Consider the following 23,488-nt stretch of genomic DNA (forward strand, 5'->3'; position numbering starts at 1 on the left):
GCCTAGGGCAGGACGACGATGCCGTCGTCGTCGCTGTACACCTCCGCCCCGGGCGTGAAGACGCAGTTGCCGAAGAACACCGGGTAGAGGTCGGCGGTGGTGGGGGTCTCCATGGTGGTGGGTCCTCTCATGCGGGGTTGGTTTCGGGATCCGCGGGCGGCGACCGGTGCAGGCCGGTGGCGGCGACCGCCGCGCCGGCCAGTCCCGCCGCGGTGCAGGCGAGCACCCCGGCCGCCCCGGCGCCGGCCGCCAGCACACCCGCGGCGCTGGGGATCAGCACCTGGCCGAGCCGGTTGCCGGTGAGCCGCAGGGACATCGCCCGGCCGCGCAGCCCGGGCGGCGCGGCCTCGGCGAGGAACGACATGGTCAGCGGCTGACCGGCGCCGAGCCCGAGACCGGCGACGGTGACGACCACGGCCATCGCCCAGAACGGCAGCGGCGGCAGCAGCACCGCCAGCCCGGCCGCGGAGAGCGCGACGGTGCCGATGAGCAGCGCCCGCCGACCGAACACCGCGACCAGCCGGCCGAGCCCCAGCCGGGACGCCATCGAGGCGACCGCCCGCAGCCCGAGCAGCACGCCGATCGCGCCGGCGGCGATGCCGCGTTCGGCGCCGAGGGCGGGCAGGTAGACCAGGGTGATGTCGACCGCCGCCAGGACGACGCAGCTGACCGTGAGGGCACGTACCAGCCCCGGCTGGCGGAGCAGGTCGCGCATCCCGCCGCCGCCCGGCCCGGCGGCGGCGTGGTGGTGCCCGGACGGGCGGAGGAACGCGGCGGCCACCAGCAGCGGCAGGGCGAGCGCGGTGGCGCCGAGGAAGATCGCCCGGGTGTCGGGGATCGGGCGGTCCCCGCCGAAGACCACGATCAGACCGGGGCCGAGCGCCTGGCCCAGCGAGGCGGCGAAGGTGTAGTAGCCGAACGCCGCGTCGTACCGGTCGGCCGGGGTGCGGTTGGCGACGAGGGCCTGCTGCGCCACCACCGCGCAGAGATGGGCGGTGCCGAGCAGCATGCTGGCCACCACCAGGCCGGCCACCGAGCCGGCGAGCAGCACGAAGCCGAGGCCGGCGGCGGCGAGCAGGACCGACCCGGCGAGCGCCACCCGGCGCTCGCCGAACCGGTCCACGGCGTGTCCGCTGGGCACGGCCGACACCAGCGGTACGACGGCGAAGCTGGCCCCGAGCACGCCCAGCCAGGCCCCTGGCACGTCCAGCTCCAACGCCCGGTACGCGGACGCGGGCCGGAGCATGAAGGTGACCGCCTGCACCACGATGGTGTGCGTGAGCAGCAGCGCGGTCTGGCCGCGCCCGGGGATTCCCGAGCCCCCGAGCGCCACTCAGTCGGCCTTCACCGCGAGCACCGGGCAGGGCACCCGGAGCAGGATCTCCTGCGCGGCCGATCCCATGATCAGCTTGCCCACGGGAGTGCGGTGCCGGATGCCGATCACCACGAGCGACACGTCCTCCGCCTCGACGATGTCGACGATCTCCTCGGCGGCGTCCCGCCCCCGCACCAGCTGCCGGATCGTGTGCGGCACCCCGGCGGCGGTCAGTTCGCGGGCCACCCGGTCCAGGTCGTGGTCCTGGACCAACCGCGGGTCCACGTAGGCGTCCCCGCGCGAGGTGTTCACCACCAGCAGCGGCTCGTCGCGGAACCTCGCCTGCTCGATCGCCGCCCGCAGGGCGGCCTCACCGAGGGCCGAGGGCACGTAACCCACCAGCACGGTCACAGTGCCACCTCTATTCGCGACTGCGGGGCTCGCAAGATCGGCTCACTCCTCGCGCTCACGCTGTCACCTCAATTCGCGACTGCGGGGCTCGCAAGATCGGCTCACTCCTCGCGCTCACGCTGTCACCAGCCTCTCCCGAAGGGGACGTACGACGAACCGGCGGAGCAGCGGCCAGAGCAGCGCGATCACGATCGTGGCGTAGATCAGCCAGGACACCCATCCGCCGATCAGGCCGTGCAGCTCACCGCCGGAGAGCTGCAACGCACGCCGCCCCTGCAACTCGGCGCGCGGGCCGAGGATGAGGCCCACGATCAGCGGCAGGACCGGCAGGCCGAAGCGGCGCATGCCGAAGCCGAGCAGGCCGAGGGTGAGCAGCAGGAACAGGTCGAACGGCTGGGCGTTGACCGCGTACGCGCCCATCGTCGCGAAGAAGATGATCCCGGCGTAGAGGTACGGGCGCGGGATCCGCAGCAGGCGCGCCCAGGCTGGGGCGAGCGGCAGGTTGAGCACCAGCAGCAGCAGGTTGCCGACGAAGAGGCTGGCGATCAGCGTCCAGACGAGGGTGGACTCCCGCGTGAACAGCAGCGGGCCGGGCTGGATGCCGTACTGCTGGAAGGCGGCCAGCATCACCGCGGCGGTGGCGTTGGTGGGCAGGCCGATGGCCAGCATCGGCACCAGCGTGCCCGCGGCGGAGGCGTTGTTGGCCGCCTCCGGCCCGGCGACGCCCTCGATCGCGCCCCGGCCGAACTCCTCCTTGTGCTTGGAGAGCTTCTTCTCCGTCGCGTACGACAGGAAGGTCGGGATCTCCGCCCCGCCCGCCGGCAGCGCGCCGAACGGGAACCCGTACGCGGTGCCGCGCAGCCACGGCTTCCACGACCGCTTCCAGTCCTGCTTGCCCATCCACGGCTGGCCGACCGGGATCACCTCGCCCGCCTTGCGGCGCAGGTGCGCGGCGATCCACAACGCCTCGCCGACGGCGAAGATGCCGACCGCCACCACGACCACGTCGATGCCGTCGGCGAGCTGCGGGATGCCGAAGGTGAGCCGCTGCTGGCCGGTCTGGTCGATCCCGATCACGCCGATGACCAGGCCGATCAGCAGCGAGGCGAAGCCACGCACCCGGGACGCGCCGAGCACCGCGGTCACCGCGATGAACGACAGCAGCATCAGCGCGAGGTAGTCCGGCGCGCCGAGGCTGACCGCGAACGCCACCACCGGCGGCATGACCAGGACGAGGGCCAGGGTGGCGATGGTGCCGGCGACGAACGAGCCGATCGCGGCGGTGGCCAGGGCCTGGGCGGCGCGGCCCGCCTTCGCCATCTTGTTGCCCTCGATCGCGGTCACCACCGACGACGACTCGCCGGGGGTGTTGAGCAGGATCGAGGTGGTCGAGCCGCCGTACATGCCGCCGTAGAAGATCCCGGCGAACATGATGAATGCCTGGGTGGGCTCCATCCCGTAGGTGACGGGCAGCAGCAGCGCCACCGTCATCGCCGGCCCGATGCCCGGCAGCACGCCGACGGCGGTGCCGATGGTCACGCCGAGCAGCGCGATCAGCAGATTCATCGGGGTCACCACGTTGGCGAACCCGTCGAGCAGATTGCCCAGGTTGTCCATCACAGGATCCCTTGCAGCACGCCGGCGGGCAGGTTGACCCCGAGCCCGATGGCGAACGTGTAGAACGTGACCAGCGACAGCGCGACGGCGATCAGCAGGTTCCGGACGTAGTGGCGGTTGCCCAGCGCGTACGCGGACCCCCAGAAGAGGATGGTCCCGCTGATCACCCAGCCGAGCCGGTCGATGAGCACGGCGTTGACCAGGAACGCGCCGATCAGCAGGAGCACGGTCCGCCAGTCGATCGGGGTGGTCAGGTCGACGTCCTCGCCGGCCTCCGGCTCGCCGACGCCGCCCCGGTACACGTCCACCGCGTAGATCGCCGCGACGATGAGCAGCAGCACGCCGAGCAGGATCGGCACCGGCTTCGGGCCGATCGGGTCGGCGGCGTTCACCGCGTGCCCGATGCGCGTCGCCTCGACGATGACAAAACCGCCGACGAGGGCCAGGAACGCGCAGACGCCGTACTGGGCGCGGTCGGTGTGCCGGGCCGGCTCCGTCGCCGCCGCCGGTTCCGCGGGGCCGGCCGGCGGCACGTCCACCGGCCGGTCCGACTCGTCTTCGGGGTACGGTCGGGGCGGCGCCTCGCCGCCCCGGCCCGGTCGGGTCGTCATCCCGGTCACGCCAACCCGAGCTGCTTGAGCAGTTCGGCCACCGTCTTGTCCTGCTCGGTGAGGAACGTGCCGAAGGCGTCGCCGGTGACGAACGCGTCGGTCCAGCCGCGCTTGGCCAGCTCGGCCTTCCACTCGGCGGAGTCGTGCATCTTCGTCAGCACGTCGATCCAGACCTTCTTGTCCGCCTCGCTGATGCCGGGCGGGGCGACGATCCCGCGCCAGTTGGTGAACACCAGGTCGATGCCGGACGCCTTGAGCGTCGGAACGTCCTTGAGCGCCTCGATCGGGGCCTCGCTGGTGACCGCGAGGACGCGGAGCTGGCCGGCCTCGACCTGGTCGAGGAACTCGCCGAAGCCGCTGGCGCCGAAGGCCACCTTGTTGCCGAGCAGGGCCGGCAGCAGCTCGCCGCCGCCGTCGTACGAGACGAAGTTGACCTGGCGGGGGTCGATGCCGACGGTCTTCGCGAGCTGCATCGGCAGCAGGTGGTCCGGGCCGCCGGGCGACGAGCCGCCGCCGACGGCGAGGCCCTTCGGGTTCGCCTTCCAGGCCGCGACCAGGTCACCGATGGTCTTGTACGGGGAGTCCTTCGGCACCACGATGGCGCCGGCCTCCTCGATCATCTTGGCCAGCGGGGTGGTCTGGGTCAGTGTGGCCGCCGACTTCGAGGTGTACGAGGCACCGACGACGCCCAGGCCCATCTGCATGGCGAGCTTGCCGTTGCCCTTCTCGTTCACCGTCCGCTGGAGGCCCACGGTGCCGCCCGCGCCCGGCAGGTTGAACACCTGCACACCGGTGGCGATCTTCGCGTCCTCCATCACCTTCGCGGCGGTCCGGGCGGTGGTGTCGTATCCGCCGCCAGGGGTGTTGGGGACCATGATCCGCAGTCCGGCGACCGGCTTGCCGTCGCCGGCTCCGTCGGTGTTCTTGTCGGCGGTGGCGCCGCATCCGCCGAGGGCGATCGCCGCGGCGGCGGCAACGCCCATGACCAGCGCGTTTCTCCGAGTTGCCATCTTGTTTCTCTTCCGTTTCGGTGGTGTCCGGCGGCAAGATAGTGGCTTCCCGGCAGGCCCCGCGTCTGCCTTCTGTTCCCAGCGGAAGTTGAGGTCTTTGTGGTCGCGGTCACGTCCCGGCGCCGTACGCTCGCCGGGCAACTGCTCGTCCTCCAGCTCGCGATCATCGTCGTGGTGCTGGTGGCGGTGGCGGCCGTGTCGCTGGCCCAGTCCGCGGCCACCTTCAACCGGGTCGAGGGGCGCCGGGTCGCCGCCCTCGGCGAGCAGCTCGCCGCCAGTCCGCTGCTGCGCGAGCCGCTCGGCCAGCCGGGCGCCGGGGAGCTCATCGCCCCCCTGGTGCAGACCACCGCGAACCAGTCCGGCGTGACCTCGGTGACCGTGGCGGACGACCGGGGCCGGGTGGTCACCTCCACCGACCCGACCCTGGTGGGCGGCCCGCTGGCGGTCGGCGACCCCGCCGTCCTGCGGGGGCGGAGCTGGTTCGGGGAGCTGGAGGTCGGCGGGTCGCGCCAACTGGTGGCGCAGGTGCCGGTGCTCGGCGACGACACGGAGACGAGGAAGAACGCCGGCCGGCACCTGGGCGTGGTGGTGGTCGGCGAGGCGTCGCCGACCTGGTCGCAGCGGCTGGTCGGGGCCTCCTCCTACCTGCTGACCTACCTGGGCATCGCCAGCGGGCTCGGGCTGGTCGGGTCGTGGCTGCTGGCCCGGCGGATCAAGCGGCAGACCCTGGGCCTGGAGCCGCGGGAGATCGCCGGGCTGGCCGAGCACCGGGAGGCGCTGCTGCACGGCATCGCCGAGGGGGTCATCGCGCTCGACCCGCACCACCGGGTCACCCTGGTGAACGCGGTCGGCCGCCGGCTGCTCGACCTGCCCGAGCACTGCCTCGGCCGCAGCCTCGCCGACCTGCGGATCTCCGGGCGGCTGCGGGACGTGCTGGCCGGCACGGGCAGCGCGGAGGCCCGCGACGAGGTGGTCGTCCGGGGCGGCCGGGTGCTGGTGATGAACCGGATGACGGTGGTCAAGGACGGCCGCCGGCTCGGCTCGGTGACCACCCTGCGGGACCGCACCGAGCTGGCCCGACTCGAGCAGGAGCTCGGCTCGTTCCGCAGCACCACCGAGCTGCTGCGCGCGCAGACCCACGAGTTCGCCAACCAGCTGCACACCATCTCCGGGCTGATCCAGATCGGTGAGCACGACGAGGTGGTCCGGTACGTCGACGCGCTGAGCCAGCGCCGCGCGTCCCTGGACCTCACCGTCACCAGCCGGATCCACGACACGGCGGTCGCCGCGCTGCTCATGGCCAAGTCGGCCGTCGCGGCCGAACGCCGGGTGGAGCTGCGGATCTCCGAGCGGACCGGGCTGAACCGGCTGCCGCCGGAGCTGTCGGCGGACGTCGCCACCGTGCTCGGCAACCTGGTCGACAATGCGGTCGAGGCGGTGGCGGGCGCCCGGGAGGCGGGCGGCGACCCGTCGGAGCGCCCCGCCTGGGTGGAGGTCGAGCTGCGCCAGGACGCCTCGTCGGTCGAGATCGTGGTCCGGGACTCCGGGCCGGGGGTCGCCCCCGAGCTGGCCCAGGAGGTGTTCACCCACGGCTTCACCACGAAGGCGGCGCAGGGCGGCGAGCGCGGCATCGGGCTGGCGCTCACCCGACTGGTGTGCAAGCGCCACGGCGGCGAGGTGGCGGTGCGCAACACCGAGGAGGGCGCGATGTTCACCGCCCGACTGTCGGCGCCCGCCGCGCTGGAGGGAGTCCGATGATCGACGTACTGGTCGTCGACGACGACTTCATGGTCGCCCGCATCCACCGTGGGTTCGTCGAGCGCGTCCCCGGCTTCCGGGTGGTCGGCACGGCGAGCACCGGCGAGCAGGCGATCGCGGCGGTGGACGAGCTCCGTCCCGACCTGGTGCTGCTCGACCTGTACCTGCCCGACATGTTCGGCCTGGACGTGGTGACCCGGCTGCGCGCCGCCCGGCACGACTGCGACATCCTGGTGATCAGCGCGGCGCGGGAGGCCGAGGCGGTCCGGCGCGCGGTCCGCTACGGCGCGGTCAACTACCTGCTCAAGCCCTTCCACTTCGACGAGCTGCGGACCCGGTTGGAGCAGTACGCGGCCCGGCGCAACGCCATGCGCGCCGCGGTGGTCAGCGACCAGGCCGACGTCGACCGGGTGCTCTCCCGCACCGCCGCGCACATCCCGACCTCCGCGCTGCCCCGGGGCCTCAGCCCCGAGACCGCCGAGCTGGTGGAGCGCGCCCTGCGTCAGCACGCCGGCACGCTCTCGGCCGCCGAGTGCGCCGACCGGGTGGGCATCTCCCGGGTCAGCGCGCGCCGCTACCTGGAGCACTTCTCGGACACGGGGCGGGCCGAGGTGACGCTGAAGTACGGTGTGGCCGGCCGTCCCGAGCGCCGCTACGCCTGGGTGGCCTGACCGGACGACCGTCGGCCGCCGGCCGGGGACCCGACGCGCGCAGGCGTCCAGGATCCGGAACCGGTACGCCTCCCCGCCTCCGGCGACCGGGCGCTCCGCGGGTGGCGTCCGCGGGCCCGTCGGAGGCCCCGCGCCGAGGTGACCGACGCGGTCCGCGAGCTCAGGCGAGCGCGGCGTCCACCAGCGCGCGGGCGCTGCGCTTGGCCGCCTCGGCCACCGCCGGGTCGCCGTCGAGCACCCCGCCGGCCAGGCCGCCGTCGAGCAGCAGGGTGAGTTGCCGGGCCAGCAGCGCCGGGTCGGCCGCCCCGGCCCGCCGGGCCAGGTCGGTCACCCACGCTCGGACCACGTCCTTGTGTTCGACCGTACGGGCGTGCACGGGGGTGCCGGCGGGCGACTCGGCGGCGGTGTTGAGGAACGCGCAGCCGTGGTAGCCCTCCCGGCGGCAGGCGCCGACGAGCGCGTCGAACATGCCGACGAGTTGCTCGCGCGGATCGTCGCCGGCGTCCCGGGCGGCGGCCCGCAGCGCCCCGAACCATGCCTGGTCGACCTTGTCCAGGTACGCCAGCACCAGGTCGTCCTTGCTCGGGAAGTGCTTGTAGAGCGTCGCCTTGGCCACGCCTGACTCGGCGATCACCGTGTCCACCCCGACGCCGCGCGGACCGTACGCGTAGAAGAGCCGGAACGCGGTGTCGAGGATGCGCTCCCGCGCGGAGCCGGACATACGGGGCCGATCGCCGCAGCCAGGTCGGGTGATCCGCCGCCATGTCGCCGACATGGCGGCATCCGGACCGCTCGGACGCCCCCATGTCGCCGACATCGAGTCGATCAAGACGCGGCGGCCACCCTCGGACCGGGGTGGGGCCCGCCGTGACCACCCCACCGCGATCAAGCCCGTCACGGCTCGAACTTGTAACCCAGCCCCCGAACGGTGACGATGAACCGCGGCGCGGACGGCTCCGGCTCGACCTTCGAGCGCAGCCGCTTGACGTGCACGTCCAGGGTCTTGGTGTCGCCCACGTAGTCGGCGCCCCAGACCCGGTCGATCAACTGCCCCCGGGTGAGCACCCGGCCGGCGTTGCGCAGCAGCAACTCCAGCAGCTCGAACTCCTTCAGCGGCAACTGCACGGGGGCCCCGTCAACCGTGACCACGTGCCGCTCGATGTCCATCCGCACCGGGCCGGCGGCCAGCGTCGGCGCGCCCGACTCGGCGGCCTCGGTGCTCTGCCGGCGCAGCACGGCCCGGATCCGGGCGACAAGCTCCCGGGGCGAGTACGGCTTGGTCACGTAGTCGTCGGCACCGATCTCCAGGCCGACCACCTTGTCGATCTCGCTGTCCCGCGCGGTGACCATGATGATCGGCACGTGCGAGCGCTGGCGGAGCTGCCGGCACACCTCGGTGCCGGACATCTCGGGCAGCATCAGGTCGAGCAGCACGATGTCGGCGCCCGCCCGGTCGAACTCGGTGAGGGCGGACGGGCCGGTGGCCGCGACCGAGACCTCGAAACCCTCCTTGCGGAGCATGTACGACAGGGCGTCGGAGAACGACTCCTCGTCCTCGACCACCAGAACGCGGCTCAACACATTTCCTTTCATGACGGTCAGGCCGGACCGGCCTCGATCGAATCGGACGACGATGTCGGCGGGAGGTCGTCCGGGGTGCGGGCGGGCAACCGGATGGTGAACGTCGACCCACCACCAAGAGTGCTCGACACCTCGACCCGTCCGCCATGGTTGCTCACGATGTGTTTGACGATGGCCAGGCCCAGCCCGGTGCCGCCCGTGGCCCGGGAACGGGCCTGGTCGGCGCGGTAGAACCGCTCGAAGACCCGTTCGAGGTCCGTCGGCGCGATGCCGATCCCCTGGTCGGCGACGGCGATCTCCACGTGGTCGTCGTCGGCCCGGGCGGTGATCCGGACCCTGGTGTCCTCGCCCGAGTAGTTGACGGCGTTCTCGACCAGGTTCGCCACCGCCGTGGCGATCTGGGTGTCGCTGCCGTACACGGTCAGGCCGCGCTCCCCCTCGGTCACCACCTCGACCCGGCGGGCCGCCGCGGTGGTGCGGGTGCGGTCGACGACCTCGGCCACGACCCAGTCCACGGCGACCGGCTCCGGCGCGGGCTGCGGTTCGGCCCCCTGGAGCCGGGTCAGCTCCAGCAGCTCCTGCACCAGCCGGCCCAGGCGGGTCGACTCGTGCTGGATGCGCTCGGCGAACCGGCGTGCGGCGACCAGGTCCTCGGAGAGGTCGGGCGCCCCGCCGGCCGGCTCGGTGGCGTCCAGCAGCGCCTCGGCGAGCAGTTGCAGCGCGCCGATGGGCGTCTTCAGCTCGTGGCTGACGTTGGCCACGAAGTCCCGGCGTACCCGGGCCAGCCGGTGCGACTCGGTGACGTCGACGGCCTCCACGGCCACGCACCCGCCGCCGATCGCCATCGCTCGCAGGTGCACGCCGAGCGGGTCCGGGCCGGCGTTGTCGCGGCTGCGCGGCAGGTCCAGCTCGATCTCGCGCCGCACGCCGGTCCGCCGCACCTGCCCGGTGAGGGTACGGATCAACGGGTGCGCGGCCATCGAGCCGGGCGTCGGTCCGGTGCGGAGCAGACCCATCGCCCGCGCTGCCGGGTTGACGAGGACGGGCACGTCGTCGGGGCCGAGCACCACGACGCCCGCCCGCAGCGAGTCCACCGTCCTGCGTCCGAGGCCGGAGAGAACGGCCTGCTGATCGTCGACCACCGCGGGCCTCCCCTTGGCTCCGAGCCGGAGCCCGGCCCCGCCACCGCCACCGGGTGCGCGGCGTCGCCACGCCCGCACGAGGGCGGGCAGCAGCGACCCCACGGCCAGCCCGGCCGCCAGGGCCAGGACCGCCGCCATCGTCACCGCCCACTCCACGCGGCGATCGTAGGGTCATGGTTAACCTTGGCTCCGCCCATAACGGGACGAACCATCCTCGCTTCCGGCAATGTTCACTCTCCGGTCCCGCGTCGTTCACCGCCGTTCACCTCGGCTCACCTCCCCCGGCCTACGGTGGTCGCACACCTGCTCAACCACCGCGCCGGGCCCCGACCGACCGGGCCCGGCGGCCACCGACCACAGGACGTGATGATGCGCGACGAGTTCCGGGCCGACCTGCACACCGTCAGCCAGCTGCTGGTGGACATGGCGGAGGGGGTCCGCGCCGCGATGCGCGAGGCGACCCGCGCCCTGCTCACCGCGGACCGCAAGGCCGCCGAGACCGTGATCGAACGGGACACCGAGATCGACGAGGAGTACCGGCACGTCGAGGAGCGGGTCTGCGACCTGCTCGCCCGGCAGGCCCCGGTCGCGTCCGACCTGCGGGCGATGATCACCGCCCTGCACGTCGCCGCCGACCTGGAGCGGATGGGCGACCTGGCGGACCACGTGGCCAAGACGGCCCTGCGCCGGCACCCGTCGCCGGCCGTCCCGGCGGAGCTGCGGCCGGTCTTCACCGACATGGCGGGCATCGCGGACCGGATGGCGGCGAAGATCGGCTCGGTGCTGGCCAAGCCGGACGCCGGCCTCGCCGCCGAACTGGACCGCGACGACGACGCCATGGACGACCTGCACAAGAGCCTGTTCGGGGTGCTGCTCGGCGACGACTGGCCGTACGGGGTGGAGACGGCGATCGACGCCACCCTGCTCGGCCGCTACTACGAGCGGTTCGCCGACCACGCGGTGAACTGCGGTGAGCACGTCGTCTACCTGATCACCGGGCAGCCCGCCCCGTCGGCGGGCTGAGCACCCGAGGCGAGGGCCCCCGCCGCGGCGGGGGCCCTCCGTCGCGTCAGCGGCCCTGGTTGGCGACCGCGGCGGCGGCCTCCTTGGCGGCGGCCGGGTCCAGGTACGTCCCGCCCAGGGTGAGCGGGCGCAGGTGCCTGTCCAGGTCGTAGCGCAGCGGGATCCCGGTCGGGATGTTCAGCTTGGCGATCGCCTCGTCGCCGATCTGGTCGAGGTGCTTGACGAGGGCGCGCAGCGAGTTTCCGTGCGCGGCGACCAGCACCGTCCGGCCCGCCAGGATGTCCGGCACGATTGAGTCGTACCAGTACGGCAGCATCCGCTCGACGACGTCCTTGAGGCACTCGGTACGCGGCATCAGTTCGGTCGGCAGCAGGGCGTACCGGGGGTCGCCGACCTGCGACCACTCGTCGTTGTCGTCGATCGGCGGCGGCGGGGTGTCGTACGAGCGGCGCCAGAGCATGAACTGCTCCTCGCCGTACTCGTCGAGGGTCTGCTTCTTGTTCTTGCCCTGCAGGGCGCCGTAGTGCCGCTCGTTGAGCCGCCACGACCGGCGCACCGCGATCCAGTGCCGGTCGGCGGCGCTCAGCGCCAGCTCGGCCGTGCGGATCGCCCGGCGCAGGACGCTCGTGTGCACCACGTCCGGCAGCAGGTTGTGCTCGCGCATCAGCTCGCCGCCGCGCCGAGCCTCGGCCTCCCCCTTGGCGGTCAGGTCGACGTCGACCCAGCCGGTGAAGAGGTTCTTGGCATTCCAGTCGCTCTCGCCGTGCCGCAGCAGGACCAGCGTCCCGACGGTGGGCCCTTCGCTTGCAGTCATGCCGATCATCCTGCCGCACGCCGCGCGCGGACACGCGGGGACCGGTCGTGACGACCACCACGTGGAAATGCCGGTGACCGGCGTTCCCGCCCGACATTAGGTTGTAAGGCATAGGGAATACATCGGTCATTACCGAAGCGGGGGCGGGCGTGCGCACGATGCGGGGCTGGTTCCGGGACACCACCGGCGGCTTACCGAGAACCTTCTGGTACCTGTGGACCGGCACCCTGATCAATCGGCTCGGCTCGTTCGTCCTGGTCTTCCTGGCCATCTACCTCACCCAGGAACGCGGCTTCGACGAGCTCCAGGCCGGCATGGTGCTCGGCCTGTGGGGCGTCGGCGGGGCGGTCGGCACCACGCTGGGCGGGACGCTCACCGACCGGTGGGGCCGGCGGCCGACGCTACTCACCGCCCACCTCGGCGCGGCGAGCATGATGCTCACCCTGGGCTTCGCCCGGGACCTCTGGGCGGTCGCGGTCGGGGCGCTGCTGCTCGGCCTGTTCGCCGAGGCGGCCCGCCCGGCGTTCGGCGCGATGATGATCGACGTGGTGCCGGAGCGGGACCGGCTGCGCGCGTTCTCGCTCAACTACTGGGCCATCAACCTCGGCTTCGCCAGCGCGGCGATCCTCGCCGGGCTCGCCGCCGAGGCCAGCTACCTGCTGCTCTTCGTGGTCGACGCGGCCACCACCGTGGTCACCGCCGCGGTCATCTTCCGCAAGGTGCCGGAGACCCGGGCCCCGGCCGTGGCCGTACCGGCCGGCGCCGGGGCGGTCCGCCCGCGGGGCGCGCTGCGCACCATCCTCACCGACCGGGTCTACCTGGGCTTCGTCGCGCTCAACCTGCTCGCCGCGCTGGTCTTCCTCCAGCACATCTCGATGCTGCCGATCGCGATGGGCGAGGACGGGCTCGCCCCGACCACGTACGGGACGGTCATCGCGCTCAACGGGGTGCTGATCGTGGCCGGGCAGCTCTTCGTCCCGCGGCTGATCCGGGGGCGCAGCCGCTCGCACGTGCTCGCCCTGGCCGCCCTGGTGATGGGCGTCGGCTTCGGCCTGACCGCGTTCGCCGACGCCGCCTGGCTCTACGCGGTGACCGTGCTGATCTGGACCGTCGGCGAGATGCTCAACTCGCCGTCCAACTCCACCCTGATCGCGGAGCTCTCCCCCGCAAACCTGCGGGGCCGGTACCAGGGCGTGTTCTCGCTGTCCTGGCAGATCGCCGGGGCGACCGCCCCGATCCTCGGCGGCCTGGTCCGCCAGCAGGCCGGCAACGCGACGCTCTGGCTGGGCTGCGCGGCGGTCGGCGCCCTCGTCGCCGTCGCGCACCTGGTCTCCGGGCCGGCCCGGGAGCGGCGGGCCGTCGCGCTGCGCCCGGCCGCCACGCGGGTCGAGCCCGTCGGCGAGGTGCGGCCCCCGGCGCCGCAGGTGGCCGAGGTCGCGGCCAGCGCGCCCGCCGCGCCGATCGAGCCGGCCACCCCTGGGTACGCCCCGGACGCCACCGACCCGGGCCGACGCCCGGTCGCCCCCGCCGGGGCGCGATAACCGGCGACACGCTGGCGCGCCGCCCCGGCGGTTCCTGGTGCCGGATCAGGCCTACGTTCGCCCGGTCGTTGCGCGCCGTCGCACTAGGCAGCCTCGAGGACGAAGAACAGGAAGCACAGGATGTACCCCGAGGGGGAGGTCACGAGGTCGGGGAACGCCTCGCGGGCACCGGGTGCGGGAGGTGGTTCGCTCACGACGGCGATCCGGAAGCCGGCTGCGGTGAACTCCCTGGTTATCGCGTGCAGTGGTCGGTGCCAGTACGTCAGCACGGCGGGCTGGCCGCTGAAGGTGCACTCGTCGGACCACTGTTCGGTCGCGAAGTAGTCGCCTTCGGGCCTGATCAGGTGGTAGACGAAGGGGTGGTTGACGGCCACGATGAGTCGGCCGCCGGGTACGAGCACGCGCCGCAACTCGGCGAGCGGCGCCTGCCAGTCCTCGAGGTAGTGAAGGACCAGGCACGCGATGACATCGTCGAACGCGGCGTCGGGGAACGGCAGCGGATCGCCGCCCAGTCCGCCCTGATACAGGGCCGTGCCATCGCCGAGCCGCTGCCGGGCCAGGTCCAGCATCTTGGCGCTGGGCTCGATGCCGGTCACGATGGCGCCGCGCTCGCCCAGTGCCGTGAGCAGGGGGCCGGCTCCGCAGCCGACGTCGAGAATCCGCCGCCCGGCCACGTCGCCAGCCAGGTCCAGCATCGCGGGCCGGGTGTAGTAGCCGTTGATGAGGTTGGACTCGGTCTCGGCCGCGTACGCCTCGGCGAAGCTGTCGTAGTCGCTGGCCACAGACTGGCCGGCAGGCCCGGACGAGCGGTCAAGATCAGAAGACATGCGGCCAATCCTGGCAGGTCTGATTGCTCCGGGGTACGAGCAGGGACGAACGTCGCCGCACGCACGCGGCCGCTGCCACGCACTGAGCCGCTGCCGCGGGATTGCCGGCCCCAAGATTCGAACAACTTCCCCGAAACTGCACCATCAGGGCGCCGGCAGACCACATCTTCGGTGAAGAGGCGGCCTTGAAACGGGCCCACACTCGGGGCCGGCCCGGAGACGACAGCCTGGGAGCGCGCCGGAGGCGGAGACGCAAAGCGCCCACCTCGGCCCTCGGGCCGTGGTGGGCGCTCGCACCGTGCCCCGGCGGCGGCGGGCGACACTCACCCCCGTAAGCGTCGCCCGCTCGCGCCGCCGGTCCAACGGATGGCACCGTCCCCCAACGGTGTGCTCCACCCGTCCCCACGCCTCGCCCGTGCACGGATCTGATCGATCCGCCGCTCCCCCGAACGTTTCCGAGCGTAGCGTGGTGCAATAAAGTTAGTTCGCCCTGATTACGGATTTCAACCCGGATCGCTGTCTCGCCGGTCACAGCACCGCCGTCCGATACCGGTCACCGCCTCATCGGGCTCTTCGTTGGCCAACAGCGTCTACCCGCCCCGCATTCCCGCAAACGCTCAGGCGTCCTCACGATGCGGGGACTCCGTACGGAAGAAGTTGCTCTGCCGGCCGTCCCGCATCTGCTCCTGGTAGATGAGGTTCACCTGGCGCTCGTCGAACGTCCGGAACCAGTCGTCCCAGCTGACCTCGCGGACCCGGCTGCTCTCCCGGTAGCCCGGCATGTTGAACGTCAGCACACCCGGGCGACCTTCCCGCTCCGTGCCGGCGATCGTGGCCGGACGGGCGTTGCGCTCCTGCGCCCAACGCCGGATCACGTCGTGGTTGGTCGTCACCAGGCTGCGCCCCGGACGCTCCGGCCGGTCCTGGAGCGAGGTGATCACCTGGGAGGAGCGCACCGACCGGGACGACGTCGGGCCGGTCCTGGTGCCCGTACGCGCCGGTGCGGTCGCCGTCCTCCGGGCCGGCGCGGCGGCGGCCCGCCGGCCGCGTCCGGCCGCTGTCGCCTTCGCCGTGGCGGCCTTCTTCGCCGGGGCGGCCGCCCTGGCGGGGGCCTTCTTCGCTGCGGCCTTCCTCGTGGGTGGCGCCTTCTTCGCCGCGGCCCTCGTCGCGGGCGCCACCTTCTTCGCCGCCGCCTTCTTCGCTGGTGCCTTCTTCGCTGGTGCCTTCTTCGCGGGCGCCGCCCGTTTCGCCGCCGCGGCCTTCTTCGCTGGTGCCGCCCTCTTCGCCGCCGCGGCCTTCCTGGCGGGCGCCTTCTTCGCCGCCGCCTTCGTGGCCGGAGCCGCCTTCTTCGCCGCGGCCTTGCGGGCCGGGGCCGGCGCGGCCTTGGCGCGCGCCGTCGTCGTCTTCCGGGCGCCCCCGGCGGCCTTCCGCGCGCCGGCCGCGGCCTTCTTTCCGGTGGCCCGGCCGGCGGGCCCTGTCGCGCCCCGCGCCGCGCCGCCCGCGCGGCCCTCGGCGCGCAGCGTCCGGGCCAGGGTCTTCACCAGTTCCGGCTTGCGCAGCGCGGAGATCCCGGAGACGCCGCGCCGCCGCAACTGGCCGCGGATGTCGTCCACCTTCATCCGGGAGATCTCCGACTCGGAGATCTGCGGGGTGTCCGGGGTCTGGTTGCCCACCTGCCGTCTGGTCGCGGTCGCAGCCCCGCCGCGACCTGAGCTGTTCCGCTGAGCCATGGGACGCTCACGCTCCTCGACAGTCCGTCCTCGGCGCGCGGTCGATCCCAGTGCCGCACCGCGCGGTGCGGCATACCCGTCAGGACGACTCCGAACCTCCATCCGGTGCCTTACCTGCCGCTGCCGCCTTCGCGGCGGACGATGTCTCGAAGAGGTGGGCGAACGCGGCCAGGTTGGCCGTCGACTCGCCCCGGCTGACCCGCCACTCCCACTCCCTCCGGATGGCGGTGCCGAAGCCGATCTCCAGCATGGTGTCGAAGGACTCGTCGGCGTACGTCAGCACGGCGCCGAGCAGGCGGTCCAGTTCGTCCTCGTCCAGCCCCGCGAGGTTGACCCGGCCGGTCAGGTAGACGTCGCCGACGGCGTCGATCGAGAAGGACACCCCGTACATCCGGGCGTTGCGCTGCAACAGCCACGCCCACAGCTCCTCGCGCCGCTCGTCCGGCTGGCGCATCACGAACGCCTCGATCCGCAGCGCGTGCTCGCCGACGATCAGGTTGCAGACCGTCTTCAGCTTGTGCGTGCCCGGCAGGGTGACCGCGTACGACGCCTCGCCCGTGGACTCGACGGCGAGCTCCCGCTCGGCGCAGACCGACTCGATCAGGGCGGCCACTTCGCTCTTCCGGCTCATCCGGCCCACTCTACGAGCGCGCCCTGTCGTGCGCCCCGCTCACCAGGAGTGCGCCCCTCACCAGGAGCAGGTGAGGGCCGGGCCGCCGGCGAGGCTGCTGGCCAGCCGACCCCGGTGCTCGGCGATCGCCTCGCCGTACACGGCGAGCAGGCGGGTGACCGTGCGGTCCCAGGAGAAGCTGCGGGCGTGCTGCTGGGCGCCCCGGCCCAGCGCGGCCCGGCGTACCGGGTCGGGCAGCAGGCGCGCCAGCGTACGGGCCCAGTCGACCGGGTCGTGGCCGTCGATGAGCACGCCGCTGACCTGGTCCTGGACGGCGGTCACCAGGCCACCGACGGCGGCGGCCAGCACCGGTGTACCACACGCCTGGGCCTCCAGCGCGACCAGCCCGAACGACTCGTTGTGCGACGGCACCGCGACCAGGTCGGCGGCCCGGTACACGGCCGGCAGGTCGTCGCCGGTGCACGGCGGCAGGAAGCGCACCCGGTCGGCGACGCCCAGCGAGGCGGCCAGCTCGATCAGGGCGGTGGGCCGGTCGAGCCCGCTGCCGCTGGGGCCGCCGACGATGACCACGGTCAGCTCGTCGGCGAGCCGGGGATCGCGCTCGCGCAGCGCGGCGGCGGCGCGGATCAGCACGTCGGGCGCCTTCAGGGGCTGGATGCGGCCGACGAAGGCCACCACGTACCCCTCGGTGGGCAGCCCCAGCCGGTGGCGGGCGGCGAGCGCCGCGGCGCGCCGGTCCCCGGCGGCGGGGCGGAACCGGTCCAGGTCCACGCCGGGCTCGACCACGGCGACCCGGGCCGGGTCGGCGTCGTACCGGTGCAGCAGGTCGTGGGCCTCGACGCGGGTGTTGGCGACCAGCCGGTCGGCCTCGGCCACCACCTGTTCCTCGCCGATCACCCGGGCCTTCGGCTCGGGCCGGTCCCCGGCGGCGAGCTGCGCGTTCTTCACCTTGGCCAGGGTGTGCGCGGTGTGCACCAGCGGCACCCCCCAGCGCTCCTTGGCCAGCCAGCCGACCTGCCCCGAGAGCCAGTAGTGGGAGTGGATCAGGTCGTAGTGGCCCGGCGGGCGGACCGCCTCGGCGCGCAGCACCCCGGCGGTGAACGCGCAGAGCTGCCCGGGCAGCTCCTCCTTGGTCAGCCCTTCGAGCGGGCCGGCGGTGACGTGCCGGACGTGCACGCCCGGGGCCATCTCGACCACCGGCGGCAGGTCGCCGGAGGTGGCCCGGGTGAAGATCTCCACCTCGACATCGGCCTGGGCCAGCCGGCGCGCGATCTCCAGGATGTAGACGTTCATGCCACCCGCGTCGCCCGTCCCGGGCAGGTGCAGGGGCGAGGTGTGGACCGAGACGGTGGCGATGCGCCGTGGCCGCGGCCACGGCCGGGCACCCCGCTGACGACCGACACCGGTGTGCAATTCCGCCACGTCCGCTCCCTCTGTCACGGTTGCTGCCGTCCCGCACGACCGGCGCTGTCTCGGTCAACTCGCGCGCCGGATGTCATCTTCCCCATCGGGCACGGGAAATGCGTGCCGGCGGCCCTCAGGCGTGACGGACCTCATCACGCCCGTTCCTGGCGCACCTTCCGGGCCACCGGCGCCCGGGTGCCCCGGCCCGGCGGCGTCCGGCTGCCCGGCCCGGCGGCGTCCGGCTGCCCGGCCCGGCGGCGTCCGGCTGCCCGGCCCACCGGCGTCCGGCTGCCCGGCCCACCGGCACCCGGCTCGCCGGCCCGGCGGCGCCCGCCTCGGCCAGCCGGGCGACAATGGCCCGATGACCTCTGTCGCGATCGTCACCGGCGCCTCCAGCGGGATCGGCGCCGCCACCGCCCGCCGGCTGGCCGCCGAGGGGTTCCACGTGCTCGCCGCCGCCCGCCGCACGGACCGGCTCGCCGAACTGGTCGCGAAGGTCGAGGCGGCCGGCGGGGCGGCCACCGCCGTCGCGTGCGACGTCACGTCCGACGAGTCGGTCGCCGGCCTGGCCGCGGCCGCCGCGGCCGCCCCCGGGCCGGTCACCCTGCTGGTGAACAACGCCGGCGGCGCGCGCGGGCTCGACCCGGTGGAGTCCGGCTCGGTCGGCGACTGGCAGTGGATGTACGACGTCAACGTCCTCGGCACGCTCCGGGTCACCCAGGCGCTGCTGCCCGCGCTGGAGGCGTCCGGGGCCGGGACGATCGTGATCGTCTCCTCGACCGCCGGCCTCGTCGTGTACGAGGGCGGGGGCGGCTACAGCGCCGCCAAGCACGCCCAGACCGCCGTCGCCGGCACGCTGCGCCTGGAGCTGTGCGGCCGGCCGGTGCGGGTGATCGAGATCGACCCGGGCATGGTGCGGACCGACGAGTTCGGCCTGGTCCGCTTCGACGGCGACGCCGATCGGGCGGCGGCGGTCTACGCCGGGGTGGCCGAGCCGCTGGTCGCCGAGGACGTCGCGGACTGCATCGCGTGGTGCGCCACCCGGCCGCACCACGTCAATGTCGACCGGCTCGTGGTGCGCCCGCTGGCCCAGGCCGCCCAGCACAAGGTGCACCGGGTGCCGGACAGCCGGAGCTGATGAAGCCCCAGGGCGTCGTCACCCGCGGGACGACGAACCTCAACCGGCTGCGCCGGGTGGACAACTGGATCGTCGAGACCTGCGGCGATCGGCTGCGGTCCGCGGCCGACCCGCTGGTGGTGGACCTGGGCTACGGCGCCACCCCGGTCACCGCCGTGGAGCTGCGGGCCCGGCTGGCGGCCGGGGTCCGCGCCGACGTGCGGGTCGTCGGGCTGGAGATCGATCCGGTACGCGTGGCCGCCGCGCAGTCCGCCGCCGACCCGCCCCGGCTCACCTTCGCCCGGGGCGGGTTCGAGCTGGCCGGGCTGCGTCCCGCGCTGGTTCGCGCGTGCAACGTGCTCCGCCAGTACGACGAGGGCGAGGTCGCGGGCGCCTGGCGGGCGGTCACGGAGCGGCTGGCCCCGGGCGGGTTGCTGGTCGAGGGCACGTGCGACGAGCTGGGCCGGCTCGGCGGGTGGCTGCTGATCGACGCGGACGGCCCCCGTACGCTCACCCTGGCCGCGAAGCTCACCGCCCTGACCGGCCCCGCCGAACTGGCCGAACGGCTGCCGAAGGCGCTGATCCACCGCAACGTTCCCGGCGAGCCCGTCCACGACCTGATCCGCGCCCTGGACGACGCCTGGCGTGCCGCCGCCCCGTACGCCCCCTTCGGACCGAGGCAGCGCTGGCTGCGCACGGTCGCGGCGGTCCGCGAGGCGGGCTGGCCGATCGTGGACGGCCCCCGCCGCTGGCGCCACGGCGAACTCACGGTCCCCTGGCCCACGGTCGCCCCCCGCTAGATCCCCCGCAATCTTGCACTTTGTGCCCCCGGTTCGCGGCTTTCGCCCCTTATCTCGGGGCGGAAACTGCAAGATCGCGGAGAAAGGGGGTCAGATGGTGCAGTTGATCAAGACGGGTTCCGGGTGGAGAGTTACGCCGAAGCGGGCATGGACGCCGTCGCGGATGTCCCGGGCCAGGGCGACCAGGGCCGCCGTGCTGGCCGTGCCGCTGCGGTTGGTGAGCGCCAGAGTGTGCTTGCTGGAGATGGCGACCCCCTCCGGGCCGGCATACCCCTTGGGGAAGCCGGCGTGCTCGATCAGCCAGGCCGCGCTGAGCTTCACCGTGTCGCCGGCGCCGGGCCAGTGCGGCACCTTCTCCAGGCCGGCGATCCGCCCGCGGAACAGCTCGTACGACTCCCGGTCCAGCACCGGGTTGGTGAAGAACGAGCCCACCGACCGGGTGTCCGGATCGGCCGGGTCGAGCACCATGCCCTTGCCGGCCCGCAGCCGCAGCACGGTGGCCCGGGCGTCCGCCAGGGGCACCCGGTCGCCCACCTCGACGCCGAGCGTCCGGGCCAGTTCCGCGTAGCGGACCGGGCCGGACAGCGGCGAGCGAACGAGCCGGAAGTCGACCGACAGCACCACCCAGCGGCTGCTGTACTTGAAGACGCTCGACCGGTACGCGAACCCGCAGTCGGCCGCGTCGATCCGGCCCACGGCGCCGTCGGTGCGGTCGTACACCTGGACGCCGGTGATCGTCTCGGCCACCTCCTGGCCGTACGCGCCGACGTTCTGGATGGGGGTGGCGCCGGCCGAGCCGGGGATGCCGGACAGGCACTCCAGCCCGGACCAGCCGTTGGCGACGGTGGCGGCGACCAGGTCGTCCCAGGGCTCGCCCGCCTCGACCCGTACCGTGACCTCGTCGCCGTCCTCCGCGACCACCCGCAGCCCCCGAGAGCGCACCAGGACGACCGCGCCGGGGAAGCCGGCGTCGCCGACGACCACGTTGCTGCCCCCGGCGAGGATCAACACCTCCTCGTCCCGCAGGCGCGCCTCCTGCACCTTTTGTACGATCTCCTCGGCGCTGGCAGCGGTCTCGAGCCGCCCCGCGGCGCCACCGAGGCGCAACGTGGTGTATTCAGCCAGCGACACAGGGTGATCGGTGTGGCCTTCGGCGGCGGGCTGGGCACTAACGTCTGACACGCCTTTCACCCTAGGCTGAGGGGAAGCCGCGGCACCCACTGGTGGCCCGGTCGCCCGGGAGGATCGCGATGAGCAGACTGCACGGCACGAAGGATTTCTGGATCGGCGCGCTCCGGGCGGAGGGTCCCGTGTTCGCCGCCGCCGTCGCGGAGGCGCCTCCAGAGACACCCGTGCTCTCCTGCCCCGGCTGGACGGTCGCCGACCTGACGCGGCACCTCGGCGGCGTCTACCACTGGGTCCACTCGGTCGCCGGCGCCGGCGGGACCACCCCGCCGGACCGCCGAGGGCTGGGCGAGCCGCCCGCCGGCGTCAGCCCGCTGGAGTTCTGGCAGCAGGGGTACGACCGGCTGATGGCTCTCCTCGACGGGCTGGACCCGGAGGCGCCGGCCTGGAACTGGGCGCCGCAGCCGAAGAAGGCCGCCTTCTGGCCGCGCCGGATGGCCCACGAGACGGCCGTGCACCGCTGGGACGCCCAGCTCGCCGTCGCCGCCGGCGAGCCGATCGAGGCCAAGCTCGCCGCCGACGGGGTGAGCGAGGTGCTGGACACCTGGCTCCCGGCCGGCCGCCGCAAGGTCGCGGGGCAGTGGCACGGAGTGGTGCACCTCAGCGCGCCGGACGCGGCCCAGGACTGGTACCTGCGGCTGCGCGGCGAGGGCGTCGCGCTGCTGGACACCGCCACCATCCTCGACCACGACGAGCACCGCGCCCGGGTCGAGGTCACCGGCACGGCCAGCGACCTGCTGCTGGCCCTCTGGGGGCGGATCAGCTTCGACACCCTCGGCGTGAGCGGCGACCGGAGCCTGCTCGACGGCCTGCGCACCGGCTGACGCCGCCCGCCCGGCCCGCCGAGCGGCGGGCGCGGGGCGGTCGCGCGTGTCGACAAAGCCCCTGCTCCGCCGAGGGCAAGAGGGCCCTTCCTTTCCCCCTGGAGGGTGCGTGAGCGAGCTTCGATTTCCCGACCGGTTCGTGTGGGGCGCGGCCACGGCGGCGTACCAGATCGAGGGCGCGGCCCGCGACGACGGCCGCGGGCCGTCCATCTGGGACACCTTCAGCCGTACGCCGGGCCGGGTGTTCGCCGGGCACACCGGCGACGTCGCCTGCGACCACTATCACCGGTACGCCGACGACGTTGCCCTGATGGCCGAGCTGGGGCTGGGTGCGTACCGGTTCTCGATCGCCTGGCCCCGCGTCCAGCCGGACGGCACCGGCCCGGTCAACCCGCGCGGCCTGGACTTCTACGACCGGCTGACCGACGCGCTGCTGGCCCGGGGGATCGACCCGATCGTCACGCTGTACCACTGGGACCTACCGCAGGCCCTCGGTGACCGGGGCGGCTGGACCGCGCGGGAGACCGCCGAGCACTTCGCCGCGTACGCCACGGCCGTGCACGCCCGGCTCGGCGACCGGATCCGCACCTGGACCACGCTCAACGAGCCGTGGTGCTCGGCGTACCTGGGGTACGGCAGCGGCGTGCACGCGCCCGGGGAGTCCGACGCCGGGGCGGCCTTCACCGCCGTACACCATCTGCTGCTCGCGCACGGCCTGGCGGCCCGGGCGCTGCGCGCGGCCGGCGCGGAGGTCGTCGGGATCACCCTGAACCCGGCGGACGTGCGCCCGGCGGACCCGGACAGCGCGGCGGACGCCGCCGCCGTCCGCCTGGTCGACGGCCTGCAGAACCGGATCTTCCTGGACCCGCTGACCGGCGCCGGCTACCCGGACGACGTGCTGGAACACGTGAGCCGGCTGGTCGAGCCGACGTTCGTGCGGGACGGGGACGAGAAGACGATCGCCGCCCCGATCGACCTGCTCGGGATCAACTACTACACGCCGTTGTACGTCGCGGGACGCCCGGACGGGGCCGGCGACGACGCGTTTCCGGGCACCGAGCGGGCGGTGGAGTTCCTGCCGCCGACCGGCCCGCTGACGGAGATGGGCTGGATGATCGAGCCGGCCGGGCTCACCCGGCTGCTGGTGCGGATCGCCACCGACTACCCGGGCCTGCCGATGCTGATCACCGAGAACGGCGCGGCGTTCCCCGACGCGCGGGGGCCGGACGGGGGCGTCGACGACACCGACCGGATCGCCTACCTCGATGGGCACCTGCGCGCCGCGCACGCCGCGATCGCCCGGGGCGTGGATCTGCGCGGCTATCTCGTATGGTCGTTGCTGGACAACTTCGAGTGGGCCGAGGGGTACCGCAAGCGGTTCGGGATCGTCCACGTCGACTACCTGACCCAGCGGCGCACGCCAAAGTCCAGCGCCCGGTGGTACCAGGAGGTGATCTCCCGGAACGGGCTGTGACG

At 73.5% G+C, this 23,488-nt stretch carries 22 protein-coding genes and 1 pseudogene; 8 read left to right on the forward strand and 15 right to left on the reverse strand.

Annotated elements, in window-relative coordinates; translation table 11 throughout:
- Nucleotides 1-2 precede the first annotated feature (2 nt).
- The 6 genes from ACGFIZ_RS14810 to ACGFIZ_RS14835 all read right to left on the reverse strand — a co-directional run bounded on the left by ACGFIZ_RS14810 (nt 3) and on the right by ACGFIZ_RS14835 (nt 4,964).
- Nucleotides 3-131: a hypothetical protein gene (locus ACGFIZ_RS14810; RefSeq protein ID WP_393419414.1), complete on the reverse strand. Its 129-nt coding sequence runs from the start codon at nt 129-131 to the stop codon at nt 3-5.
- On the reverse strand, nt 128-1,333 hold the full coding sequence (locus ACGFIZ_RS14815; protein WP_393419416.1) for an MFS transporter: 1,206 nt from the start codon (nt 1,331-1,333) through the stop codon (nt 128-130). The genes ACGFIZ_RS14810 and ACGFIZ_RS14815 overlap by 4 nt, the downstream gene beginning before the upstream one ends.
- Complete coding sequence (locus ACGFIZ_RS14820) at nt 1,334-1,726, reverse strand: universal stress protein (RefSeq protein WP_393419418.1); 393 nt, start codon at nt 1,724-1,726, stop codon at nt 1,334-1,336.
- 114 nt (nt 1,727-1,840) lie between these two features.
- Nucleotides 1,841-3,343: a tripartite tricarboxylate transporter permease gene (locus ACGFIZ_RS14825; RefSeq protein WP_347667549.1), complete on the reverse strand. Its 1,503-nt coding sequence runs from the start codon at nt 3,341-3,343 to the stop codon at nt 1,841-1,843.
- Nucleotides 3,343-3,954, reverse strand: a complete 612-nt coding sequence (locus ACGFIZ_RS14830) for a tripartite tricarboxylate transporter TctB family protein (RefSeq protein WP_393419421.1) — start codon at nt 3,952-3,954, stop codon at nt 3,343-3,345. Before ACGFIZ_RS14830 ends, ACGFIZ_RS14825 begins: the two co-directional genes overlap by 1 nt.
- Before the next feature lie 5 nt (nt 3,955-3,959).
- On the reverse strand, nt 3,960-4,964 hold the full coding sequence (locus ACGFIZ_RS14835; RefSeq protein ID WP_347667547.1) for a tripartite tricarboxylate transporter substrate binding protein: 1,005 nt from the start codon (nt 4,962-4,964) through the stop codon (nt 3,960-3,962).
- A 99-nt stretch (nt 4,965-5,063) separates the two neighbouring features.
- Between ACGFIZ_RS14835 and ACGFIZ_RS14840 the strand changes: the two genes are divergently transcribed.
- Together ACGFIZ_RS14840 and ACGFIZ_RS14845 are read left to right on the forward strand one after the other, a co-directional pair.
- Entirely contained in the window at nt 5,064-6,722 is a 1,659-nt protein-coding gene (locus ACGFIZ_RS14840; protein ID WP_393419423.1) for an ATP-binding protein, read from the forward strand.
- On the forward strand, nt 6,719-7,393 hold the full coding sequence (locus ACGFIZ_RS14845) for a response regulator (RefSeq protein WP_393419425.1): 675 nt from the start codon (nt 6,719-6,721) through the stop codon (nt 7,391-7,393). The genes ACGFIZ_RS14840 and ACGFIZ_RS14845 overlap by 4 nt, the downstream gene beginning before the upstream one ends.
- 160 nt (nt 7,394-7,553) lie before the next feature.
- Here ACGFIZ_RS14845 and ACGFIZ_RS14850 read toward each other — a convergent pair whose 3' ends face one another.
- From ACGFIZ_RS14850 to ACGFIZ_RS14860, 3 genes are all read right to left on the reverse strand, one after another.
- Nucleotides 7,554-8,114, reverse strand: coding sequence for a TetR/AcrR family transcriptional regulator (locus ACGFIZ_RS14850; protein ID WP_393419427.1), 561 nt, complete (start codon nt 8,112-8,114; stop codon nt 7,554-7,556).
- Nucleotides 8,115-8,287: 173 nt separating this feature from the next.
- Complete coding sequence (locus ACGFIZ_RS14855) at nt 8,288-8,971, reverse strand: response regulator transcription factor (protein WP_347670190.1); 684 nt, start codon at nt 8,969-8,971, stop codon at nt 8,288-8,290.
- 20 nt (nt 8,972-8,991) lie between these two features.
- On the reverse strand, nt 8,992-10,272 hold the full coding sequence (locus ACGFIZ_RS14860) for a sensor histidine kinase (protein WP_393419429.1): 1,281 nt from the start codon (nt 10,270-10,272) through the stop codon (nt 8,992-8,994).
- 213 nt (nt 10,273-10,485) lie between these two features.
- Between ACGFIZ_RS14860 and phoU the strand changes: the two genes are divergently transcribed.
- Entirely contained in the window at nt 10,486-11,139 is a 654-nt protein-coding gene (gene phoU, locus ACGFIZ_RS14865) for a phosphate signaling complex protein PhoU (RefSeq protein WP_393419431.1), read from the forward strand.
- 46 nt (nt 11,140-11,185) lie between these two features.
- Here the strand turns inward: phoU and ACGFIZ_RS14870 are convergent, their stop codons facing one another.
- Nucleotides 11,186-11,953, reverse strand: coding sequence for a phosphoglyceromutase (locus tag ACGFIZ_RS14870; protein ID WP_393419432.1), 768 nt, complete (start codon nt 11,951-11,953; stop codon nt 11,186-11,188).
- A gap of 149 nt (nt 11,954-12,102) precedes the next feature.
- Here ACGFIZ_RS14870 and ACGFIZ_RS14875 point away from each other — a divergent pair, with 149 nt between their 5' ends.
- Nucleotides 12,103-13,494: an MDR family MFS transporter gene (locus ACGFIZ_RS14875; RefSeq protein WP_393419434.1), complete on the forward strand. Its 1,392-nt coding sequence runs from the start codon at nt 12,103-12,105 to the stop codon at nt 13,492-13,494.
- An 83-nt stretch (nt 13,495-13,577) separates the two neighbouring features.
- Here ACGFIZ_RS14875 and ACGFIZ_RS14880 read toward each other — a convergent pair whose 3' ends face one another.
- The 4 genes and pseudogenes from ACGFIZ_RS14880 to mshA all read right to left on the reverse strand — a co-directional run bounded on the left by ACGFIZ_RS14880 (nt 13,578) and on the right by mshA (nt 18,104).
- Nucleotides 13,578-14,321: a class I SAM-dependent methyltransferase gene (locus ACGFIZ_RS14880; protein ID WP_393419436.1), complete on the reverse strand. Its 744-nt coding sequence runs from the start codon at nt 14,319-14,321 to the stop codon at nt 13,578-13,580.
- A gap of 617 nt (nt 14,322-14,938) precedes the next feature.
- Nucleotides 14,939-15,448, reverse strand: a pseudogene (locus ACGFIZ_RS14885) (hypothetical protein); the annotation flags it as partial.
- A 682-nt stretch (nt 15,449-16,130) separates the two neighbouring features.
- Nucleotides 16,131-16,682: a YbjN domain-containing protein gene (locus ACGFIZ_RS14890; RefSeq protein ID WP_393419438.1), complete on the reverse strand. Its 552-nt coding sequence runs from the start codon at nt 16,680-16,682 to the stop codon at nt 16,131-16,133.
- 57 nt (nt 16,683-16,739) lie between these two features.
- The gene (gene mshA, locus ACGFIZ_RS14895; RefSeq protein ID WP_393419440.1) at nt 16,740-18,104 is read right to left on the reverse strand and encodes a D-inositol-3-phosphate glycosyltransferase; all 1,365 of its coding nucleotides are present in this window, start codon (nt 18,102-18,104) and stop codon (nt 16,740-16,742) included.
- Nucleotides 18,105-18,447: 343 nt separating this feature from the next.
- Here mshA and ACGFIZ_RS14900 point away from each other — a divergent pair, with 343 nt between their 5' ends.
- Both ACGFIZ_RS14900 and ACGFIZ_RS14905 read left to right on the forward strand, forming a co-directional pair.
- Nucleotides 18,448-19,224, forward strand: a complete 777-nt coding sequence (locus ACGFIZ_RS14900; RefSeq protein ID WP_393419442.1) for an SDR family NAD(P)-dependent oxidoreductase — start codon at nt 18,448-18,450, stop codon at nt 19,222-19,224.
- Nucleotides 19,224-20,003 (forward strand): class I SAM-dependent methyltransferase, encoded by a 780-nt coding sequence (locus ACGFIZ_RS14905; RefSeq protein ID WP_393419444.1) that lies wholly within the window; start codon nt 19,224-19,226, stop codon nt 20,001-20,003. The genes ACGFIZ_RS14900 and ACGFIZ_RS14905 overlap by 1 nt, the downstream gene beginning before the upstream one ends.
- Before the next feature lie 90 nt (nt 20,004-20,093).
- Here ACGFIZ_RS14905 and ACGFIZ_RS14910 read toward each other — a convergent pair whose 3' ends face one another.
- Entirely contained in the window at nt 20,094-21,185 is a 1,092-nt protein-coding gene (locus ACGFIZ_RS14910; RefSeq protein WP_393419446.1) for a UDP-N-acetylmuramate dehydrogenase, read from the reverse strand.
- A gap of 68 nt (nt 21,186-21,253) precedes the next feature.
- On the opposite strand from ACGFIZ_RS14910, the gene ACGFIZ_RS14915 reads away from it, so the two are divergent.
- Complete coding sequence (locus tag ACGFIZ_RS14915; RefSeq protein ID WP_393419448.1) at nt 21,254-22,012, forward strand: maleylpyruvate isomerase family mycothiol-dependent enzyme; 759 nt, start codon at nt 21,254-21,256, stop codon at nt 22,010-22,012.
- 109 nt (nt 22,013-22,121) lie between these two features.
- Entirely contained in the window at nt 22,122-23,486 is a 1,365-nt protein-coding gene (locus ACGFIZ_RS14920) for a GH1 family beta-glucosidase (protein WP_393419450.1), read from the forward strand.
- Nucleotides 23,487-23,488: the final 2 nt, after the last annotated feature.

This window comes from Micromonospora sp. NPDC048830 (assembly GCF_043198215.1).
Classification (GTDB): domain Bacteria; phylum Actinomycetota; class Actinomycetes; order Mycobacteriales; family Micromonosporaceae; genus Micromonospora.

Excerpts from the sequence above, each read along its gene's own strand:
- ACGFIZ_RS14835 (WP_347667547.1), bottom strand. The coding sequence starts at position 4,964 with ATGGCAACTCGGAGAAACGCGCTGGTCATGGGCGTTGCCGCCGCCGCG.
- ACGFIZ_RS14900 (WP_393419442.1), top strand. The coding sequence starts at position 18,448 with ATGACCTCTGTCGCGATCGTCACCGGCGCCTCCAGCGGGATCGGCGCC.
- ACGFIZ_RS14830 (WP_393419421.1), bottom strand. The coding sequence starts at position 3,954 with ATGACGACCCGACCGGGCCGGGGCGGCGAGGCGCCGCCCCGACCGTAC.
- phoU (WP_393419431.1), top strand. The coding sequence starts at position 10,486 with ATGCGCGACGAGTTCCGGGCCGACCTGCACACCGTCAGCCAGCTGCTG.
- ACGFIZ_RS14880 (WP_393419436.1), bottom strand. The coding sequence starts at position 14,321 with ATGTCTTCTGATCTTGACCGCTCGTCCGGGCCTGCCGGCCAGTCTGTG.
- ACGFIZ_RS14825 (WP_347667549.1), bottom strand. The coding sequence starts at position 3,343 with ATGGACAACCTGGGCAATCTGCTCGACGGGTTCGCCAACGTGGTGACC.
- ACGFIZ_RS14915 (WP_393419448.1), top strand. The coding sequence starts at position 21,254 with ATGAGCAGACTGCACGGCACGAAGGATTTCTGGATCGGCGCGCTCCGG.
- ACGFIZ_RS14870 (WP_393419432.1), bottom strand. The coding sequence starts at position 11,953 with ATGACTGCAAGCGAAGGGCCCACCGTCGGGACGCTGGTCCTGCTGCGG.
- ACGFIZ_RS14890 (WP_393419438.1), bottom strand. The coding sequence starts at position 16,682 with ATGAGCCGGAAGAGCGAAGTGGCCGCCCTGATCGAGTCGGTCTGCGCC.
- ACGFIZ_RS14850 (WP_393419427.1), bottom strand. The coding sequence starts at position 8,114 with ATGTCCGGCTCCGCGCGGGAGCGCATCCTCGACACCGCGTTCCGGCTC.
- ACGFIZ_RS14845 (WP_393419425.1), top strand. The coding sequence starts at position 6,719 with ATGATCGACGTACTGGTCGTCGACGACGACTTCATGGTCGCCCGCATC.
- ACGFIZ_RS14810 (WP_393419414.1), bottom strand. The coding sequence starts at position 131 with ATGAGAGGACCCACCACCATGGAGACCCCCACCACCGCCGACCTCTAC.
- ACGFIZ_RS14905 (WP_393419444.1), top strand. The coding sequence starts at position 19,224 with ATGAAGCCCCAGGGCGTCGTCACCCGCGGGACGACGAACCTCAACCGG.